The organism is Streptomyces sp. NPDC029169 (assembly GCF_055563935.1).
In genome coordinates, this window is sequence record NZ_JBVHXA010000011.1 from 1 (window position 1) to 19,183 (window position 19,183).

A 19,183-nucleotide genomic window follows, 5' to 3' on the forward strand; every position below is an offset into this window, starting at 1 on the left:
AAACGCCCGGTTACATTCCGAACCCGGAAGCTAAGCCTTTCAGCGCCGATGGTACTGCAGGGGGGACCCTGTGGGAGAGTAGGACGCCGCCGAACTCCCGCCCTTTTAGCTCAGTCGGTAGAGCGTCTCCATGGTAAGGAGAAGGTCAACGGTTCGATTCCGTTAAAGGGCTCCAGTGAAACAAAGAAGGCCCCCGCCTTGAGGCGGGGGCCTTCTTTGTTTTGCGTTGTGTGTGGGCCGGCGCGATGGCGGCTGAGACCCCGGAGGGTCTCAGCCGCCCGATCAGTTGCCGGTCAGGGGCTCCGGGAGGCGCATCGCCAGGATGGCCATGTCGTCCGAGGCGGGCTCCTGGGCGAAGCGTTCGACCGCGCGGAGGATGCGGGCGGCGACCGCGCCGGCCGTCAGGCCCGTACACGTCTTGAGGACCTCGATCAGGCCGTCGTCGCCGAGCATCCTCGTGCCCTCGCGGCGTTCCGTGACGCCGTCGGTGACGCAGAGCAGGACGTCGCCCGGTTCGAGGGTGATGGTCTGCTCGTACAGCTCCAGGTCGTCCAGGACGCCCAGGAGCGGCTGCGGGTCGGCGGCCGGGACGACCGTGCCGTCCTGGCGCAGGCGGAGCGGCAGAGGGTGGCCGGCGCAGACGACCTTCAGGATCGCCGAGCCGTCCTCCTGCGGCCACATCTCGCCGTAGAGGAGCGTCAGGAAGCGGCTGCGGGCGCCCTCGTCGAGGATCGCCGCGTTGAGCCGTTCCAGGACGGCGGGGCCGCCGAAGCCCTCGCGGGCGAGGAGGCGCAGGGCGTGCCGGGCCAGGCCCGTGACGGCCGCGGCTTCCGGGCCCGTACCGCAGACGTCGCCGATCGCGAAGCCGTATGCGTTGTCGCGGATCGGGAAGAGGTCGTAGAAGTCGCCGCCGACCTCGTTGCCCTCGCCGGCCGCGCGGTAGATGACCTCGACCTCGACGCCGTCGATCTGGGGGAGGCCGGGGGGCAGCAGGCTGCGCTGGAGGGACTGACTGATCGCCATGCGCTCGGAGTAGAGGCGGGCGTTGTCCAGGGCGAGGGCGGCCCGGCGGGAGAGGTCCTCGGCGAGTTCCAGGATCTCCTGGCGGAAGTGGTCGTCAGAGGGCTTCCCGAGAGTGAGCATGCCGATGACGCGGTTGCGGGCGACCAGCGGCAGGACCACCGTCTCGCCGCCGACGGCGGCCGCCGTGGCGAGCGTGGTGTCGATACCGGAGGACAACGGGCCGCTGCCGTGGCCGAGTTCGCGCATCGAGGTGGAGAGTGCGGCCCGGTGGGCGGCCTCGCCGGGCGCCGTCCAGACGCGGGCGCCGGGGGTGGGCACCGGGTCCGGCGGGGCGATGGAGGACAGCAGGGCCTTCAGTCCGTCGATGCGGTCCTCGTCCTCGTGCAGGACGTACGAGAGGTACGGGTCCGAGGCCTGGTCGGCGATCGTGTAGACGGCGCACCAGGTGGCGAGGGTCGGGACGGTCATCTGGGCCATGAGGGCCAGGGTCTGGTCGCGGTCGAGGGTGCCGGCCAGCAGGTCGGAGGCCTCGACGAGGAAGCTGAGCGAGCCGCGGCGGAGCCGTTCGAGTTCGCCGAGGCGGGCCGACTCGACGGCCAGCGCGATCCGGTCGGCGGCGAACTGGAGGCGCAGGGCCTCCTCGTTGGAGTACCGGTTGGAGCTTTCGGCGGCGACGCCGAGGGAGCCGGTGAGGCGGCCCTCCACCTTGAGCGGCACGGTGACGACGGAGCGCATGCCGGTGCCTTCGAGAAGGGGGACGGCGCCGGGGACGGCGGCCAGGTCCTCGTGGACGGCCGGCATGCGTGCGGAGCCGTAGCGGCTGGCGCCGGTCTCGACGGGGACGCGGGCGAACCGCTGGCGGGCGGAGGGGAGTCCGGTGGTGGCTCGTACTTCCAGTTCGGTCTCGTCGTCGGTGGCGAGCAGGAGGAAGGCGGAGTCGCCGTCGAGCATGTCGCGGGCGCGTTCCACCGTGCGCTGGAGGAGGCCGTCGAGGTCGTCGGGGGCGGGGGAGCCGATGAAGACCTCGAAGGGGTCCGTGGCGCGGCTCTCGGAGCCCGCGTCGGAGACGGCGGGGCGCTGGGGGGTCTGGAGGACGGCGCGCTCGTACTCCCGTACCAGCAGACAGACCGTCGAGGGTTCGCCGGAGGAGTCGCGGACGCGGAGGTGGGAGGCGTAGACGGGGATGACGCGGCCGTCGGCGCAGCGGATTCCGTAGCTGCCCTCCCAGCGGGAGAGGCGCAGGGCCTCGGCGAGGCCGGTGCTGATGCCGGGGGTGTGCGGCCAGGCGGCGAGGTCGCCGAGCGGTTTGCCGGTGACCTTCTCGGCGCTGTAGCCGAAGAGCTCCTCGGCGTCCTCGTTCCAGACAGTGATGGCTCCGCCGCGGTCGATCTGGGCGACGGCGACGCGGACGCGGCTGTCGGCGGCCGGGAGGAGGGCGTCGGGGAGGACCGGTCCGGCGGAGCGGGTGCCGATCGGGCGCTCGGGGAGATCGAGCTGGAACCAGACATGTTTGTGCGTGGGGGTGTACTCCACGCCCCAGCGGGTGGCGAGGGCGGCGCACAGGAGCAGGCCCCGGCCGTTCTCGCGGTCGGGGTGGGCGACGGTGCGGCCGCCCTGGACGGGGATCTCGCGCTCGGGGTAGCGGTCGGCGACCTCGACGCGGATGCCGTCGTCGCTGCGCAGGCAGAGGACGTCGGCGGCGGTGCCGGCGTGGATGACGGCGTTGGTGACGAGTTCGCTGGTGAGGACGACGGCGTCGTCGACGACCTCGGCGTATCCCCAGCCCTGGAGGGTGTCCCGGACGAAGGCGCGGGCGGTCGCGACGGACCGCCCGACGGGGTCGAAAGTGGCAGCCGCCCGCGCGGTGATCACAGAACTCCTCGTACGCGTTTCGACGCCCGGCTCCGCCATGGTCGGTCTGCCCCTCCCGCTGCCCGGTGGTCGTTTCGCGCCATACCGCCCCTGCCGGGCGGCCGGGGGCGGTTGGACAGCCGGATGCCAGGTTACTTACCTTCGCTGTCCGAGCGGATGCCGGTCGCCGCTGTTTCCGTCCCCCCAGGGCGGGGACGCTATGCGAAGCTGCCGAACTGTTATCGCCAGGTTCGCCAGCGGTGAAACACTGGGCAGGCTTGTGGTGACGGCCCGGGCAGTACGGTCAACCCCTTCGGGAGGGACACGGTGGAGTCTGGCACGGCGGCGCGGCGCGGTGGTGGCGGCACGACGCGCGCGAAGGGCGGACGGCCCCGGAGCGGTGGGACGGTGCAGGTGGACGCGGCGGCCATGGAGCGGCTTCTGGCTGCCCTGGTCTCCATGCGGGACGGGAACTTCCGTAAGCGGCTGACCGTGTCGGGCGACGGGGTGATGGCGGAGATCTCCGCCGTCTTCAACGAGGTCGCGGACCGGCAGATGCATCTGACCGGCGAGTTGTCGCGGGTACGGCGCATGGTGGGGCGCGAGGGCAAGCTGTCCGAGCGGCTGGAGGCGGGGCCCAGCGAGGGCGCCTGGGCGGCGGCGATCGAGGCCGCGAACGCGTTGGTCGACGACATGACGCGGCCGGTGTCCGAGGTGGGTCGGGTGCTCTCCGCGGTGGCCGAGGGCGATCTCGACCAGCGGATGGAGCTGCGCTCGTACGGTCCGGACGGGGCGGCGCGGCCGCTGCGCGGGGAGTTCCTGAAGGTCGCGCGGACCGTGAACAACCTGGTCGACCAGTTGTCGGCGTTCACCGACGAGGTGACGCGGGTCGCTCTGGAGGTCGGTACCGAGGGCAAACTGGGCGGTCAGGCTCAGGTGCGCGGTATGTCCGGTTCGTGGAAGGATCTGACGGATTCCGTCAACACGATGGCGTACCGGCTGACGGCTCAGGTACGTGACATTGCTCTCGTGACGACGGCGGTCGCCAACGGCGATCTGTCGCAGAAGGTCACGGCGCATGTCGACGGCGAGATGCTGGAGCTGAAGAACACCGTCAACACGATGGTGGATCAGCTGTCCTCGTTCTCCTCCGAGGTGACCCGGGTCGCGCGCGAGGTGGGCACTGAGGGCGAGCTGGGCGGTCAGGCCGAGGTCGCGGGTGTCGCGGGCGTGTGGAAGGACCTCACCGACTCCGTCAACACGATGGCGGGAAATCTCACCAATCAGGTGAGGGGTATCGCCGAGGTCACGACCGCGGTCGCCAATGGTGACCTCTCGCAGAAGGTCACCGTGAGCGCGCGCGGCGAGGTCGCGCAACTCGCGGACACCATCAACCAGATGACCGAGACGCTCCGCACGTTCGCCGACGAGGTGACGCGTGTGTCCGGTGAGGTCGGTGCGCAGGGTCTGCTCGGCGGTCAGGCGAAGGTGCCGGGCGCGGCGGGTACATGGAAGGACCTGACCGATTCGGTCAACACGGTCTTCCGGAACATCACCACGCAGGTGCGGGACATCGCGACGGTGACGACGGCGGTCGCCAACGGTGATCTGTCGCGAAAGGTCACGGTCGACGTGGCCGGCGAGATGCTGGAACTGAAGAACACCGTCAACAAGATGGTCGATCAGCTGTCGGCGTTCGGTTCCGAGGTGACCCGGGTGGCCCGGGAGGTCGGCGTCGAGGGTCTGCTCGGCGGTCAGGCCGAGGTGCCGGGTGTGGCGGGGAAGTGGAAGGACCTCACCGACTCGGTGAACACCGCGTTCCGGAACCTGACGGGTCAGGTGCGGGACATCGCGCAGGTGACGACGGCGGTCGCCAACGGCGATCTGTCGCAGAAGGTCACGGTCGACGTCGCGGGCGAGATGCTGGAGCTGAAGAACACCGTCAACACGATGGTGTCGCAGCTGTCCTCCTTCGCCGACCAGGTGACGCGGATGGCGCGTGACGTGGGCACGGAGGGCCGCCTCGGCGGCCAGGCGCGGGTCGACGGCGTCTCCGGTACGTGGAAGGAGCTCACCGACTCCGTCAACTTCATGGCCGGCAACCTGACGTCCCAGGTGCGGCAGATCGCCCAGGTGACGACGGCGGTGGCGCGCGGTGATCTGTCGCAGAAGATCGACGTGGACGCGCGCGGCGAGATCCTGGAGCTGAAGAACACCATCAACACGATGGTCGACCAGCTGTCCGCGTTCGCGGACCAGGTCACCCGGGTCGCCCGTGAGGTGGGTACGGACGGCCGGCTGGGCGGTCAGGCGCAGGTGCCGGGCGTCGCCGGAGTGTGGCGTGATCTGACCGACTCGGTGAACGGCATGGCCGGGAACCTCACCGCCCAGGTCCGTAACATCGCGGGGGTCGCCACGGCGGTGGCGCGCGGTGACCTGTCGCAGAAGATCGACGTGGACGCGCGCGGCGAGATCCTGGAGCTGAAGAACACCCTCAACACCATGGTCGACCAGCTCTCCAGCTTCGCGGAGCAGGTGACGCGGGTGGCCCGTGAGGTGGGTACGGAGGGCATCCTGGGCGGTCAGGCCGAGGTGCAGGGGGTCTCCGGCACCTGGAAGGACCTCACCCAGTCCGTGAACTTCATGGCCAACAACCTGACCTCGCAGGTGCGGAACATCGCCGAGGTCACCACGGCGGTCGCCAAGGGCGATCTGTCGAAGAAGATCACCGTCGACGCCAAGGGCGAGATCCTGGAGCTGGTGACGACCGTCAACACGATGGTCGACCAGCTGTCCAACTTCGCGGACGAGGTCACGCGCGTGGCCCGTGAGGTGGGTACGGAGGGCATCCTCGGCGGCCAGGCACGGGTGCGCGGGGTCACCGGCATCTGGAAGGACCTGAGCGACAACGTCAACCTGATGGCCAACAACCTGACGAGTCAGGTGCGGAACATCTCCCGGGTCTCCTCGGCGGTCGCCAACGGCGATCTGACGAAGAAGGTGACGGTCGAGGCCCGCGGCGAGGTCGCCGAGCTCGCCGACACCGTCAACACGATGGTGACGACTCTGTCCTCGTTCGCGGACGAGGTGACGCGAGTCGCCCGCGAGGTGGGTACGGAAGGCGAACTGGGCGGCCAGGCACGGGTGCCGGGTGTCTCGGGCACCTGGAAGGACCTGACCGAGTCGGTGAACTCGATGGCCTCCAACCTGACGGGTCAGGTGCGCCAGATCGCCGCCGTCACGACCGCCATCGCCAAGGGTGACCTCACCAAGAAGATCGACATCGACGCGCGCGGTGAGATCCAGGAGCTGAAGAACACCATCAACACGATGGTCGACCAGCTGTCCTCGTTCGCCGAGGAGGTCACGCGCGTGGCCCGTGAGGTGGGTACGGAGGGCATCCTCGGCGGCCAGGCCCGCGTCCGGGACGTCGACGGCACCTGGCGCGACCTGACCGAGTCCGTGAACGAGATGGCCGGGAACCTGACCCGGCAGGTCCGCGCGATCGCGGCCGTCGCCACGGCGGTGACCCGCGGCGATCTGAACCTGAAGATCGACGGCGTGGACGCGGCGGGCGAGATCCAGGCGCTCCAGGACAACATCAACACCATGATCGCCAACCTGCGCGACACCACCCTCGCCAACGAGGAGCAGGACTGGCTGAAGGGCAACCTGGCCCGGATCTCCGGTCTGATGCAGGGCCGGCGCGATCTGGACGACGTCGCCTCGCTCATCATGAGCGAGCTGACCCCGGTCGTCTCCGCCCAGCACGGCGCCTTCTTCGTGGCGATGCCGACCGCGGCCGCGACGGGCAGCGCCGAACTCGGCGGGTCCGGGGAGAGCTCGTACGAGCTGCGGATGCGCGGCAGTTACGGCTACTCCGCCGGTTCCATGCCCACCTCGTTCAGGCCGGGCGAGACGCTCATCGGGACGGCCGCCGAGGAGAAGCGGACGATCCAGGTCAATGTGCCGCCGGGCTATCTGAAGATCTCCTCCGGTCTCGGCGAGGCCGCCCCGGCGCATGTGATCGTGCTCCCCGTCCTCTTCGAGGGGAAGGTCCTCGGCGTCATCGAGCTGGCCTCCTTCCAGCCCTTCACCCAGATCCAGCGGGACTTCCTCAACCAGCTCGCCGAGCTGATCGCCACCACCGTCAACACCATCAGCGTCAACACCAAGACCGAGGTGCTGCTCAAGCAGTCCCAGGAGCTGACCGAGCAGCTGCGCGAGCGCTCCGCCGAGCTGGAGCACCGGCAGAAGGAACTCCAGGGCTCCAACGCCGAGCTGGAGGAGAAGGCCGAACTGCTCGCCCGGCAGAACCGGGACATCGAGGTGAAGAACACCGAGATCGAGGAGGCCCGGCAGGTCCTGGAGGAGCGCGCCGAACAGCTCGCCGTCTCCATGCGGTACAAGTCCGAGTTCCTGGCCAACATGTCGCACGAGCTGCGCACCCCGCTCAACTCGCTGCTGATCCTGGCCAAGCTGCTCGCCGACAACGCGGACCACAACCTCTCGCCCAAGCAGGTCGAGTTCGCCGAGACGATCCACGGCGCGGGCTCCGACCTGCTCCAGCTGATCAACGACATCCTCGACCTGTCCAAGGTCGAGGCGGGCAAGATGGACGTCTCCCCGACCCGTATCGCGCTCGTGCAGCTCGTCGACTACGTGGAGGCCACCTTCCGGCCGCTGACCGCGGAGAAGGGGCTCGACTTCTCGGTCCGGGTCTCGCCCGAACTGCCCGCCACGCTCCACACCGACGAGCAGCGTCTGCTCCAGGTGCTGCGCAACCTGTTGTCCAACGCGGTGAAGTTCACCGACAGCGGCGCCGTGGAGCTGGTGATCCGGCCGGCCGGGACGGATGTGCCGCAGTCGATCCGGGAGCAGCTCCTGGAGTCCGGTTCGCTGCGCGACCCGGAGGCCGAGCTGATCGCGTTCTCGGTGACGGACACCGGCATCGGGATCGCGGCCGGCAAGATGCGGGTGATCTTCGAGGCGTTCAAGCAGGCGGACGGGACGACCAGCCGCAAGTACGGCGGTACGGGTCTGGGGCTCTCGATCAGCCGGGAGATCGCGCGGCTGCTCGGCGGCGAGATCTACGCGGCGAGCGAGCCGGGCCGCGGCTCCACGTTCACGCTCTATCTGCCGCTGAGCCCGAGCGGGCTGCCGCCGCACGGGTACGGGCCGGGCGAGCCGGGCTCAATGGACCCGCGGTCGGGTCTGGAGGACGGCTCGGTCGACGAGATGCCGCCGTTCCCGCCCTCGCCGATGGCGGCCGATCTGCGCTCCGGCGCGGGGGCGCTGTTCCGGCACCGGCGCAAGGCGGCGCAGGCCGGGGTCGGCGAGCGGCCGGCGCTGCCGGGACAGCCCGGCAGGGGCGGTCAGGGCGAGCAGACGGCGGCCGACGAGGACCGCGTGGACTCCGAGCCGCGCCGTACGTTCATGTTCAGCGGCGAGAAGGTGCTGATCGTGGACGACGACATCCGTAACGTCTTCGCGCTCACCAGCGTCCTGGAGCAGCACGGTCTCGCGGTGCTGTACGCGGAGAACGGCCGCGAGGGCATCGAAGTGCTCGAGCAGCACGACGATGTGACGGTCGTTCTGATGGACATCATGATGCCCGAGATGGACGGGTACGCGACGACGACGGCGATCCGCCGGATGCCGCAGTTCGCCGGGCTGCCGATCATCGCGCTCACCGCGAAGGCGATGAAGGGGGACCGGGAGAAGGCGATCGAGTCGGGTGCCTCCGACTACGTCACCAAGCCCGTCGACCCCGATCATCTCCTCTCCGTGATGGAGGAGTGGATGCGCGGAAACGGAACCGGGGGTTGTTGACGGACTGTCGCCGAGGGCGTGTGAGAGGGCGGGATCCGGGGAACCTTCTGGTCTCTCACCACGTTTCTGCTACGTGCACAGTGACATCGTGGTGACAGGGTGTGGCGACAGGCGGGGTGCGGCTACCATGACCGGCACAAGGACGGACGGCGCATGGGAGTCGTCTTCTGGGGCGGCGCCCGGTGCGTCCCCCGGCTCGGCGAGTCGGGGGGAACCGATGCCGGGGCGAGGAGGACGGGGCATGGTGCAGAAGGCCAAGATCCTCCTGGTCGATGACCGGCCGGAGAATCTGCTGGCGCTGGAGGCCATTCTCTCCGCGCTCGATCAGACGCTGGTGCGGGCATCGTCCGGGGAGGAAGCGCTCAAGGCGCTGCTGACCGACGACTTCGCGGTCATTCTGCTGGATGTCCAGATGCCGGGAATGGATGGATTCGAGACCGCCGCGCACATCAAGCGGCGCGAGCGGACCCGGGACATCCCGATCATCTTCCTCACCGCCATCAACCACGGCCCGCACCACACCTTCCGGGGCTACGCGGCGGGCGCGGTCGACTACATCTCCAAGCCGTTCGACCCGTGGGTGCTGCGCGCCAAGGTCTCGGTCTTCGTCGAGCTGTACATGAAGAACTGCCAGCTGCGTGAGCAGGCCGCGCTCCTCCGGCTCCAGCTGGAGGGCGGCGGCCACGGCGGTCACGCCAAGGAGTCCGCCGGGCTGCTCGCCGAGCTCTCCGCCCGCCTCGCGGCGGTCGAGGAGCAGGCGGAGGCGCTGTCCAAGCAGCTCGACGACGACTCGGCCGACGCCGCAGCGGTCGCCACCGCCGCGCACCTGGAGCGCAAGCTCACCGGGCTGCGGCGGGCCCTGGACGCCCTGGAGCCCGGCGCGGGCGGCCCGACCGTTCTCCCCTCGCAGAGCTGACGTAACGTCAGGATGCGACCGCCCGCAGTGAGCGGGCGTCAGTTTCACGCCCGCGTACGGACGACACGAACGGGTGAGCCCGGACGGGCACGTGTCCGACGCCGCTCACACCGGTAACCTCAGCATCATGGCCTCACGTACGTCCGGCAAGGGTTCCCAGGGCACGGCGGGCACCGCGAAGCCGCGCGCCGGCCGTACGAGCGGCGCCGCGAAGAAAGCGGCGCCCCCGAAGTCGCCTGCCAAGCCCGCCGCGAAAAAGACCGCGGCGAAGAAAGCCGTACCCGCGAAGCGCGCGCCCGCGAAGAAGACCGCCGCGAAGAAGGCCGCCCCCAAGCCCGCGCCGTCCCCGACCGGGGGCGTGTACCGGCTGGCACGCGGGCTCTGGCTGGGTCTCGCGCACGGCGTCGGGGCCGTGTTCCGGGGCATAGGGCGCGGGGCGAAGGGGCTCGACCCGGCGCACCGCAAGGACGGCATGGCGCTGCTGCTGCTCGGCGTCGCGCTGATCGTCGCCGCCGGCACCTGGTCCAGTCTGCGCGGCCCGGTCGGCGACCTCGTCGAGATGCTCGTCACCGGCGCCTTCGGCCGCCTCGACCTGCTCGTGCCTCTGCTGGTCGGCGCCATCGGCATCCGGCTGATCCTCTACCCGGAGAAGCCCGAGGCCAACGGCCGGATCGTCATCGGTCTCTCCGCCCTCGTCATCGGCGTGCTCGGCCAGGTCCACATCGCCTGCGGCTCCCCGGGGCGCGGTGAGGGCACCAAGGCCATGCAGGACGCCGGCGGGCTCATCGGCTGGGCCGCGTCCAAGCCGCTGATCTTCATGATGGGCGAGGTCCTCGCCGTACCGCTGCTCGTCCTGCTCACGGTCTTCGGACTGCTCGTCGTCACCGCCACGCCCGTCAACGCCATCCCGCAGCGCCTGCGGGCGCTCGGCGCCAGACTCGGCCTGGTCGAGCCGGCGTACGACCCCGAGACCGACGGCGAGGAGTACGAGGACGACTGGCGCGAGGCCGCCCCGCAGTCCGCCCCCCGGGCGCGGCGCGCCGCGCCCGGACCCCAGCAGGTGTACGACGTCGACCAGGCCGAGGAGGAGGCGCTCACCCGGCGCCGGCGCCCGCGCCGGCCCTCCGTGCAGCCGGCCTTCGACCGGCCCATGGACGCCGTGGACGTCGCCGCCGCGGCCGCCGCCGCCCTCGACGGTGCCGTCCTCAACGGAATGCCGCCCTCCCCGCTGGTCGCCGGGCTGACCCGGGACGTCACCGCCGAGCGCGCCGCCGCGGTCGCGGCAGCCGCCGCCGAAGCCGGGGCGGCCGAGGTCGCGGAGGCTCCGCCGGCCGCCCCGGTGCCGACCGCGCGCGGCGAGAAGGCCGGTCGCCTGCCCGGAGCCGTACCGGATCTCACCAAGCCGGCGCCCGAGCACACCGACCTGCCGCCCCGAGCGGAGCAGCTGCAGCTCTCCGGGGACATCACCTACGCGCTGCCCTCGACGGATCTGCTGGAGCGCGGCGGGCCGGGCAAGACCCGCAGCGCCGCGAACGACGCCGTCGTGGACGCGCTCACCAACGTGTTCACCGAGTTCAAGGTCGACGCGGCCGTCACCGGCTTCACGCGCGGTCCGACGGTGACGCGGTACGAGGTCGAGCTGGGTCCCGCGGTCAAGGTCGAGAAGATCACGGCGCTGACGAAGAACATCGCGTACGCCGTGGCCTCCCCTGACGTGCGGATCATCTCGCCGATCCCGGGGAAGTCCGCGGTCGGCATCGAGATCCCGAACTCCGACCGGGAGATGGTCAACCTCGGCGACGTGCTGCGGCTGGCCGACGCGGCGGGCGACGACCATCCGATGCTGGTGGCGCTCGGCAAGGACGTCGAGGGCGGCTATGTGATGGCCAATCTGGCGAAGATGCCGCACATCCTGGTCGCCGGTGCCACGGGCTCCGGAAAGTCCTCGTGCATCAACTGCCTGATCACGTCGGTGATGATAAGAGCGACCCCGGAGGACGTCCGGATGGTGCTGGTCGACCCCAAGCGGGTCGAGCTCACCGCGTACGAGGGCATCCCGCACCTGATCACGCCCATCATCACCAACCCCAAGCGGGCCGCCGAGGCCCTGCAGTGGGTCGTGCGCGAGATGGACCTGCGCTACGACGACCTGGCCGCCTTCGGCTTCCGGCACATCGACGACTTCAACGAGGCCATCCGCAACGGCAAGGTCAAGCTGCCCGAGGGCAGCGAGCGCGAGCTGAAGACCTATCCGTACCTGCTGGTGATCGTGGACGAGCTGGCCGACCTGATGATGGTCGCCCCGCGCGACGTCGAGGACGCCATCGTCCGCATCACCCAGTTGGCGCGTGCGGCCGGCATCCATCTGGTGCTCGCCACCCAGCGGCCGTCGGTGGACGTCGTCACCGGTCTGATCAAGGCGAACGTGCCGTCGCGGCTCGCGTTCGCGACCTCCTCGCTCGCCGACAGCCGGGTCATCCTCGACCAGCCCGGAGCCGAGAAGCTCATCGGAAAGGGTGACGGTCTGTTCCTGCCGATGGGTGCGAACAAGCCCGTCCGCATGCAGGGCGCCTTCGTCACCGAGGCCGAGGTCGCGACTGTCGTGCAGCACTGCAAGGACCAGATGGCGCCGGTCTTCCGGGACGACGTCACCGTCGGCAGCAAGCAGAAGAAGGAGATCGACGAGGAGATCGGCGACGACCTCGACCTGCTGTGCCAGGCCGCGGAGCTGGTCGTCTCCACCCAGTTCGGCTCGACCTCGATGCTCCAGCGCAAGCTGCGCGTCGGCTTCGCCAAGGCCGGCCGACTGATGGACCTGATGGAGTCACGGAACATCGTCGGACCGAGCGAGGGGTCCAAGGCGCGGGACGTGCTTGTCAAGCCGGACGAGCTGGACGGGGTACTGGCCGTCATCCGCGGGGAAGGCGCACCGTAGACCTGGCCGGAACGAGACCGGGCCGAGACTCACTCGTAAGGGAACAGGGGCAACCGTTTCCCTTGGCCGTACGTCAAGTTGGAGGGAGGGACAGAAGGATGTCCCAGCCTCATGGCGTACAAACTGAGTCCGCCCGGTTGCCCCACCCTTTCGTACCACCCATAGACTGAACGTCCAGCAGGTGGTTACACGCTCGAAAGGCGCTCTCGTGTCCATCGGCAACTCCCCCGAATCCCCCGAAGACGACCGGAACTTCCCGGCAGACGACCGGGATTCGATCGGTCGTGCCCTCCAGCAGGCCCGGATCGCCGCCGGTCTCACCGTCGACGAGGTCAGTGCCTCCACGCGGGTCCGCATCCCGATCGTGCACGCGATCGAGGAGGGCGACTTCTCGCGCTGCGGCGGCGATGTCTACGCCCGCGGGCACATCCGTACGCTCGCGCGCGCCGTCGGCACCGATCCCGCGCCGCTGATCGAGCAGTACGACGCCGAGCACGGCGGACGGCCCGCACCGACCCCCGCCGCGCCGCTCTTCGAGGCGGAACGTATCCGCCCCGAGCCGCGTCGCCCCAACTGGACCGCGGCCATGGTGGCCGCGATCGTCGCCGTCGTCGGTTTCGTCGGCTTCACGATGTTCAGCGGGAACGACACCCAGGGCGGGGCCGGCGCCGTCGCCGAGGGTCCGGCGCCGGCGAAGAAGACGACCAGCCCGACCGTGAAGCCCACGAAGACCCCCAAGCCCGTGCCGAGCGCCATCGCCGCCGTCCCCAAGGACAAGGTGACGGTCAAGCTCACCGCGATCGACGACAAGAGCTGGATCTCGGCCAAGGCGAGCGACGGCAAGCTGCTCTTCGACGGGCTCCTCCTCGCGGGCGAGTCCAAGACCTTCCAGGACGACGAGCGCGTCGACCTGATCCTGGGCAACGCCGGCCCGATCGAGCTCTTCGTGAACGGCAAGAAGATCGAAGAGAAGTTCGAGTCGGGTGCCGTCGAGCGGCTCTCGTACACCAAGGGCGACCCCGAGGCCGGATGATCTTCCGGGCGGCCGTCGCGCAGGTGAACCCTGCGCGGCGGGGGTACGGCCGGGACGAAGTAGTCTTGAGCCCATGCCCGAACGCCGCACCGTCGCCCTTGTCACTCTTGGCTGCGCCCGTAACGAGGTGGACTCGGAGGAGCTCGCAGGCCGCTTGGCAGCGGACGGCTGGGAGCTCGTCGAGAACGCCGAGGACGCCGATGTCGCCGTCGTCAACACCTGTGGATTCGTCGAGGCCGCCAAGAAGGACTCCGTCGACGCCCTCCTCGAAGCCAATGATCTGAAGGATCACGGCAAGACCCAGGCCGTCGTCGCCGTCGGCTGCATGGCCGAGCGGTACGGCAAGGAGCTCGCCGACGCCCTGCCCGAAGCCGACGGCGTGCTCGGCTTCGACGACTACGCCGACATCTCCAACCGGCTCCAGACCATCCTCAGTGGCGGCAGCGTGGAGGCCCACACCCCGCGCGACCGCCGCACGCTGCTGCCGCTGTCCCCGGTGGAGCGGCAGGAGGCCGCCGCAGCCGTTGCCCTCCCCGGCCACGGCGCCGCGGCCCCCGTCGAGGCGCCCGAGAACGTGCCCGCTGATCTTCCCGACGGCCTTGCGCCGGCCTCCGGGCCGCGCGCCCCGCTCCGCCGCCGTCTGGACCGCAGCCCCGTCGCCTCGGTGAAGCTCGCCTCCGGCTGCGACCGCCGCTGCTCCTTCTGCGCCATCCCGTCCTTCCGTGGCTCCTTCGTCTCGCGGCGTCCCTCCGACGTCCTCAACGAGACGCGCTGGCTCGCCGAGCAGGGGGTGAAGGAGGTCATGCTGGTCTCCGAGAACAACACCTCCTACGGCAAGGACCTGGGCGACATCCGCCTCCTGGAGAGCCTGCTGCCCGACCTCGCGGCCGTGGACGGCATCGAGCGGGTCCGGGTCAGCTACCTCCAGCCCGCCGAGATGCGGCCCGGCCTCATCGACGTGCTGACCTCCACCGAGAAGGTCGTCCCGTACTTCGACCTGTCCTTCCAGCACAGCGCCCCGGCCGTGCTGCGGGCGATGCGCCGCTTCGGCGACACCGACCGCTTCCTGGAGCTCCTGGAGACGATCCGCGGCAAGGCCCCGCTGGCCGGTGCCCGGTCCAACTTCATCGTCGGCTTCCCCGGCGAGACCGAGGCGGACTTCGCCGAGCTGGAACGCTTCATCACGCACGCCCGCCTCGACGCCATCGGCGTCTTCGGCTACTCGGACGAGGACGGCACCGAAGCCGCCACGTACGAGCACAAGCTCGACCAGGAGATCGTGGACGAGCGGCTCGCCCGTCTCTCGCGGCTCGCCGAGGAGCTCACCGCCCAGCGTGCGGAGGAGCGGATCGGAGAGACCCTGGAAGTACTCGTCGAATCGATCGACGACGAGGACGGCGTGATCGGCCGTGCGGCCCACCAGGCGCCCGAGACGGACGGCCAGGTCGTCATCACCGCGGACTCCGCCGCGAGCCGGAATCTGGTTCCCGGCCGTATGGTCGAGGCGAAGGTCGTGGGAACGGAAGGCGTCGACCTGGTGGCCGAGTACTGCGAGCTTCTGGGGAGCGGCCCCCAGGCCCCCGAAGTCGAGGAGGCGGGCAGATGACCGGAGCCCCGGCATCCGCGGCGGGCGGGACCGGTAGGCGGCCCGCGCCCGGTGGCAAGCTGGGCTCGGCGGCCGTCAACCAGGCCAGCCTGTGGAACATCGCCAACATCCTCACCATGATGCGGCTGGTGCTCGTTCCCGCCTTCGTGGTGCTGCTGCTCCAGGACGGCGGGCACGACCCGGTCTGGCGCGCCTGGGCATGGGCCGCGTTCGCTGTCGCCATGATCACGGACGTCTTCGACGGCCATCTGGCGCGGGCGTACAACCTGGTCACGGACTTCGGCAAGATCGCCGACCCGATCGCCGACAAGGCGATCATGGCGGCCGGGCTGATCTGTCTGTCGTCGCTCGGGGACCTGCCCTGGTGGGTGACCATCGTGATCCTCGCGCGGGAGCTCGGGATCACGCTGATGCGGTTCTGGGTGATCCGGCACGGGGTGATTCCGGCCAGCCGCGGCGGCAAGATGAAGACGCTGGCGCAGGGCACGGCGGTCGGCATGTACGTGCTGGTGCTCACCGGTCCACTTGCGACGTTGCGCTTCTGGGTGATGGCGGTGGCCGTCGTGCTGACGGTCGTCACCGGTCTGGACTACGTGCGGCAGGCGATCGTGCTGCGGCGCCAGGGGCTGGCGGAGGAACGGGCGGCTGAGCGGGCGGCTGAAGTGCCGACTGAGCGGACTGCTGAGGTGCCGGCCGAGCGGGGGGCCGAACCGGGCGCTGTGTCCGGAGAGCGGCCTGTGCCGGGGCCGGCGAAGGGGCCCGGCACCGGGGCGGCGGACGAGGCGCCAGGGGCGCCAGGGGCGTCCGATACGTCCACGACGGGTCCGGCGGCGGGATCGGCACGATGAACGCGGCCGCCCGGGTACTGGATCTGCTTGCGGAGCGTGGTCAGAGCCTCGCCGTCGCGGAGTCCCTCACGGGCGGTCTGCTGGCCGCGGAGCTCACTGCCGTACCTGGAGCGTCGAAATCGTTCCGCGGGTCCGTCACGGCGTACGCCACGGCCGTCAAACAGGATCTTCTGGGGGTCGACGAGACCCTCCTGGCGGAGCGCGGAGCGGTCGATCCCGAGGTCGCGCTGCAGATGGCGGTGGGTGCGCGGTTCCGGCTCGAGGCCGACTGGGGCGTCGCGACGACCGGTGTGGCCGGGCCCGAACCGCAGGACGGACAGCCCGTCGGCACGGTGTACGTGGCGGTGGCGGGGCCCGTGGGGGCCGGGAAAGTGGCCGCATTGCGGTTGAACGGCGACCGTGCGGAAATCCGTAGAGAGAGTGTACGGAGCGTGCTGGAACTGCTCGGCGACGAACTCTCGGGAAATGCGCGGGCACAGGATACGGAACAGAACGGGGGGAATTGATGTTTGCAGCCCTGAGTGAACACGACATCGCTCCCCGCACGGCCGCAGCGCGAGGCGGTACGGTGGGGCGTGAAGGATGCGGCTACGCGGTCCGAGGAGGGAGCCACCGATGATTCTGCTCCGTCGCCTGTTGGGTGACGTGCTGCGTCGGCAGCGCCAGCGCCAGGGCCGTACTCTGCGCGAAGTCTCCTCGTCCGCCCGAGTTTCGCTCGGCTATCTCTCCGAGGTGGAGCGGGGGCAGAAGGAGGCTTCCTCCGAGCTGCTCTCCGCGATCTGCGACGCGCTGGACGTACGGATGTCCGAGCTCATGCGTGAAGTGAGCGACGAGCTGTCACTGGCCGAACTGGCCGAGTCGGCGGCGGCGAGCGAACCGGTGTCGGCGCCGGTACGCCCGATGCTCAATTCGGTGTCGGTGACGTCGGTGGCAGGTGTGCCCACCGAGCGGGTGACCATCAAGGCGCCCGCGGAAGCGGTGGACGTCGTCGCTGCCTGACCGAAGTGGGCGAAGGCCCCGGTCGATGTCCCCTGCGGGGCATCGGGCGGGGCTTTCGTCCTTTTCGTGCTTCTTTCAATCAGTTGGTTTCGAGATGCCCGGCTTTCGCGGTTCGTGCATCGTGGGGAGAACGTACGACTGGTTGGAGAATCCGCATGTCTGTCGTCAAGAGCCCCCGTGCGCCGGGTCTGCCTCCGGTGCGCCCTCCCGCCGGGTGATACGGCCGGTCTAGCGTCGACCGGAGGAGGCGGCCATGGTACGGCGACGGGTTCCGCTGGTGACGCTCGTGTGGGGGACGGGCGGGCTGGTGGCCGGCGGGCTGTGGTGGTGGGCGGTGTTGCGACTGGCGCTGGTCCCCGAGCAGTCGGGGCTGGTGGAGGGGGCGGTCGCGGCCGGTGGCTGGGGGCTGAGTCTGCTGCCGGTGCACGTGACGGCGTCCGCCGCCGTGGGCGGCCGGGCGCGCGCGGGGCGTGGGCGCGCCGCACGGGCCGTTGGGGACGCAGGAGGTGCACAGGTCACCACGGCATCGCGACGCCGCCGTTGGGGCGGAGGATCTGACCCGTCGTGAAAGAGGCGGCGTCGGACGCGAGATGGAGGACCGCGTGTGCGATGTCCTCCGGCTCGCCCACCCGGCCCAGGGGGGAGTGGCGGACCATGGCCGCCTCCGCCTGCTGCTGCGCGGCGGGCTCATGGCGGTCCGTCATGGGCGTACGGATCCAGCCGGGGGCGATCGCGTTGACCCGGATGCCGTGCGGGCCGACCTCGGTGGCCAGCGTCTTGGTCAGCTGGACCACGGCGGCCTTGGTGACGCTGTAGCAGAGCAGGCCCGGGCTCGCGGTGTCCATGGCGCCCGAGGCCATCGTGACGATGGAGCCGCGCGTGCCGGTCGCGATCATCGAGCGGGCAGCCTCCTGGCAGGCGTAGAGCACCCCCTTGAAGTTGACCGCGAGGACGCGGTCGAGGTCCTCGTCGCGGGTCTCCAGGACCGTGCTCGTGTGCATGATCCCGGCGACGGCGGCCATGGTGTGCAGCGGGCCCGCGCTCGCCACGGCGGCGGCGAGGGCTGCGCGGTCGGTGACGTCCAGGACGTGGGTGTGTGCCGTGCCGCCCTGCTCGGAGACGAGTTTCGCGGTCGCGCGGAGGCCGGGTTCGTCGCGGTCCGCGCAGTGGACGGTGGCGCCCGCCTGGGCGAGGAGCGTGGCGGTCGCGCGGCCGATTCCGCTCGCGGCTCCGGTGACGAAGGCGGTGCGGCCGGTGAAGTCGTACGCCGTGAGGGCCATGAACGGACCGTACGACTGGATCTGACGGTTCGTCAATTGCGGGGAGGCTGCCCTGACGGGCCGCGCTGGCAGCCGGGGCACCAGTACGAGACGCGGTCGCCGGGGCCGGACCCGTGGGCGGGGGGATCCGCCCGGCGGACAGGCGTGCCGCAGCGCAGGCAGGGGCGGTTCTCGCGGCCGTAGACGTAGAGGGGGTGGTTGGGGTGCCGGGTCGTGGTGGTGCGCCGGCCGGGACGGTCCTTGTTCGCCTCCAGGAGGCGGTGGGCGGTGGCGACCAGGCGTTCGGGGACGCCGGGCGGGAGCTCGCCGACCGGGAGCCAGGGTGTGACGGCGGCGAGGAAGGCCAGCTCCGACGTGTAGACATTGCCGATGCCCGCGAGATTCCGCTGGTCGAGGAGGGCCTCGCCGAGGGGCCGGGCGGGGTCGGCAGTGAGACGGCGGACGGCCTCCGCCGGATCCCAGTCCGGGCCGAGGAGGTCCGGGCCGAGATGGCCGACCACGTGCTGTTCCTCGGCCGTGCGGATCAGTTCCAGGACGGGGAGGCGGTAGCCGACGGCGGTCTGCTCCGCATTGCCGAGGATCGCCCGGATCTGATGCGCCGGGCCGCCGCTCCAGCGCTCACCGGTGGCGAACACCCGCCACTGACCGTCCATCCGCAGATGCGAGTGGAGGGTCAGTCCGCCGTCGAATCGGGTGAGCAGGTGCTTGCCGCGCGGTGTGACGTCGAGGACGGTGCGGCCGGTGAGATCGGCGGTGGCGAACTTGGGCACGCGCAGGTCGGACCGGGTCAGGACGCGGCCGGCCAGCGCGGAGTGCAGGCGGCGGGCGGTCTGCCAGACGGTGTCTCCTTCGGGCATGAC

12 protein-coding genes, 1 tRNA gene and 1 rRNA gene are annotated in these 19,183 nt (G+C 70.4%); 11 read left to right on the plus strand and 3 right to left on the minus strand.

The genetic code is table 11. The annotated features are described in order from the left end of the window. Both rrf and ACZ4VI_RS20995 read left to right on the plus strand, forming a co-directional pair. Positions 1–95: ribosomal RNA gene (gene rrf / locus ACZ4VI_RS20990) — 5S ribosomal RNA — on the plus strand; the annotation flags it as partial. Positions 96–99: 4 nt separating this feature from the next. Further along, positions 100–175: transfer RNA gene (locus ACZ4VI_RS20995), tRNA-Thr, on the plus strand. A 107-nt stretch (positions 176–282) separates the two neighbouring features. Here ACZ4VI_RS20995 and ACZ4VI_RS21000 read toward each other — a convergent pair. After that, positions 283–2,934: a SpoIIE family protein phosphatase gene (locus ACZ4VI_RS21000; RefSeq protein WP_468001177.1), complete on the minus strand. Its 2,652-nt coding sequence runs from the start codon at positions 2,932–2,934 to the stop codon at positions 283–285. A gap of 267 nt (positions 2,935–3,201) precedes the next feature. Here ACZ4VI_RS21000 and ACZ4VI_RS21005 point away from each other — a divergent pair, with 267 nt between their 5' ends. The 9 genes from ACZ4VI_RS21005 (at position 3,202) to ACZ4VI_RS21045 (ending at position 17,611) form a co-directional block, all read left to right on the plus strand. After that, the gene (locus tag ACZ4VI_RS21005; RefSeq protein WP_468001179.1) at positions 3,202–8,706 is read left to right on the plus strand and encodes a HAMP domain-containing protein; all 5,505 of its coding nucleotides are present in this window, start codon (positions 3,202–3,204) and stop codon (positions 8,704–8,706) included. Positions 8,707–8,947: 241 nt separating this feature from the next. Further along, positions 8,948–9,622, plus strand: coding sequence for a response regulator (locus ACZ4VI_RS21010; protein ID WP_361680772.1), 675 nt, complete (start codon positions 8,948–8,950; stop codon positions 9,620–9,622). Positions 9,623–9,749: 127 nt separating this feature from the next. Next, positions 9,750–12,557 carry a DNA translocase FtsK gene (locus tag ACZ4VI_RS21015; protein WP_468001181.1) on the plus strand — a complete coding sequence of 936 codons (2,808 nt, stop codon included), beginning with the start codon at positions 9,750–9,752 and terminating at the stop codon, positions 12,555–12,557. A gap of 208 nt (positions 12,558–12,765) precedes the next feature. After that, positions 12,766–13,590 carry a helix-turn-helix domain-containing protein gene (locus ACZ4VI_RS21020; RefSeq protein WP_468001183.1) on the plus strand — a complete coding sequence of 275 codons (825 nt, stop codon included), beginning with the start codon at positions 12,766–12,768 and terminating at the stop codon, positions 13,588–13,590. 73 nt (positions 13,591–13,663) lie between these two features. Further along, on the plus strand, positions 13,664–15,196 hold the full coding sequence (gene rimO / locus ACZ4VI_RS21025) for a 30S ribosomal protein S12 methylthiotransferase RimO (RefSeq protein ID WP_468001185.1): 1,533 nt from the start codon (positions 13,664–13,666) through the stop codon (positions 15,194–15,196). Next, entirely contained in the window at positions 15,193–16,044 is an 852-nt protein-coding gene (pgsA, locus tag ACZ4VI_RS21030) for a CDP-diacylglycerol--glycerol-3-phosphate 3-phosphatidyltransferase (RefSeq protein WP_468001187.1), read from the plus strand. The genes rimO and pgsA overlap by 4 nt, the downstream gene beginning before the upstream one ends. Then, a complete protein-coding gene (locus ACZ4VI_RS21035) occupies positions 16,041–16,550 on the plus strand; it encodes a CinA family protein (protein ID WP_468001189.1) in 510 nt (169 codons plus the stop codon). Before pgsA ends, ACZ4VI_RS21035 begins: the two co-directional genes overlap by 4 nt. A 109-nt stretch (positions 16,551–16,659) precedes the next feature. After that, a complete protein-coding gene (locus ACZ4VI_RS21040) occupies positions 16,660–17,043 on the plus strand; it encodes a helix-turn-helix domain-containing protein (protein WP_028963738.1) in 384 nt (127 codons plus the stop codon). Positions 17,044–17,296: 253 nt separating this feature from the next. Then, positions 17,297–17,611 (plus strand): hypothetical protein, encoded by a 315-nt coding sequence (locus ACZ4VI_RS21045; protein WP_468001191.1) that lies wholly within the window; start codon positions 17,297–17,299, stop codon positions 17,609–17,611. On the opposite strand, the gene ACZ4VI_RS21050 is transcribed toward ACZ4VI_RS21045, so the two are convergent. Together ACZ4VI_RS21050 and ACZ4VI_RS21055 are read right to left on the minus strand one after the other, a co-directional pair. Further along, a complete protein-coding gene (locus ACZ4VI_RS21050) occupies positions 17,559–18,323 on the minus strand; it encodes an SDR family NAD(P)-dependent oxidoreductase (RefSeq protein WP_468001193.1) in 765 nt (254 codons plus the stop codon). The genes ACZ4VI_RS21045 and ACZ4VI_RS21050 overlap by 53 nt on opposite strands. A 32-nt stretch (positions 18,324–18,355) precedes the next feature. Further along, a complete protein-coding gene (locus tag ACZ4VI_RS21055; protein ID WP_468001195.1) occupies positions 18,356–19,180 on the minus strand; it encodes a DNA-formamidopyrimidine glycosylase family protein in 825 nt (274 codons plus the stop codon). Positions 19,181–19,183 lie beyond the last annotated feature (3 nt).

What these genes read in the sequence shown, in the direction of transcription:
- ACZ4VI_RS21000 (WP_468001177.1), bottom strand. Translation starts at nt 2,934, where the DNA reads ATGGCGGAGCCGGGCGTCGAAACGCGTACGAGGAGTTCTGTGATCACC.
- ACZ4VI_RS21010 (WP_361680772.1), top strand. Translation starts at nt 8,948, where the DNA reads ATGGTGCAGAAGGCCAAGATCCTCCTGGTCGATGACCGGCCGGAGAAT.
- ACZ4VI_RS21015 (WP_468001181.1), top strand. Translation starts at nt 9,750, where the DNA reads ATGGCCTCACGTACGTCCGGCAAGGGTTCCCAGGGCACGGCGGGCACC.
- rimO (WP_468001185.1), top strand. Translation starts at nt 13,664, where the DNA reads ATGCCCGAACGCCGCACCGTCGCCCTTGTCACTCTTGGCTGCGCCCGT.
- pgsA (WP_468001187.1), top strand. Translation starts at nt 15,193, where the DNA reads ATGACCGGAGCCCCGGCATCCGCGGCGGGCGGGACCGGTAGGCGGCCC.
- ACZ4VI_RS21035 (WP_468001189.1), top strand. Translation starts at nt 16,041, where the DNA reads ATGAACGCGGCCGCCCGGGTACTGGATCTGCTTGCGGAGCGTGGTCAG.
- ACZ4VI_RS21040 (WP_028963738.1), top strand. Translation starts at nt 16,660, where the DNA reads ATGATTCTGCTCCGTCGCCTGTTGGGTGACGTGCTGCGTCGGCAGCGC.
- ACZ4VI_RS21045 (WP_468001191.1), top strand. Translation starts at nt 17,297, where the DNA reads ATGGTACGGCGACGGGTTCCGCTGGTGACGCTCGTGTGGGGGACGGGC.
- ACZ4VI_RS21050 (WP_468001193.1), bottom strand. Translation starts at nt 18,323, where the DNA reads ATGGCCCTCACGGCGTACGACTTCACCGGCCGCACCGCCTTCGTCACC.
- ACZ4VI_RS21055 (WP_468001195.1), bottom strand. Translation starts at nt 19,180, where the DNA reads ATGCCCGAAGGAGACACCGTCTGGCAGACCGCCCGCCGCCTGCACTCC.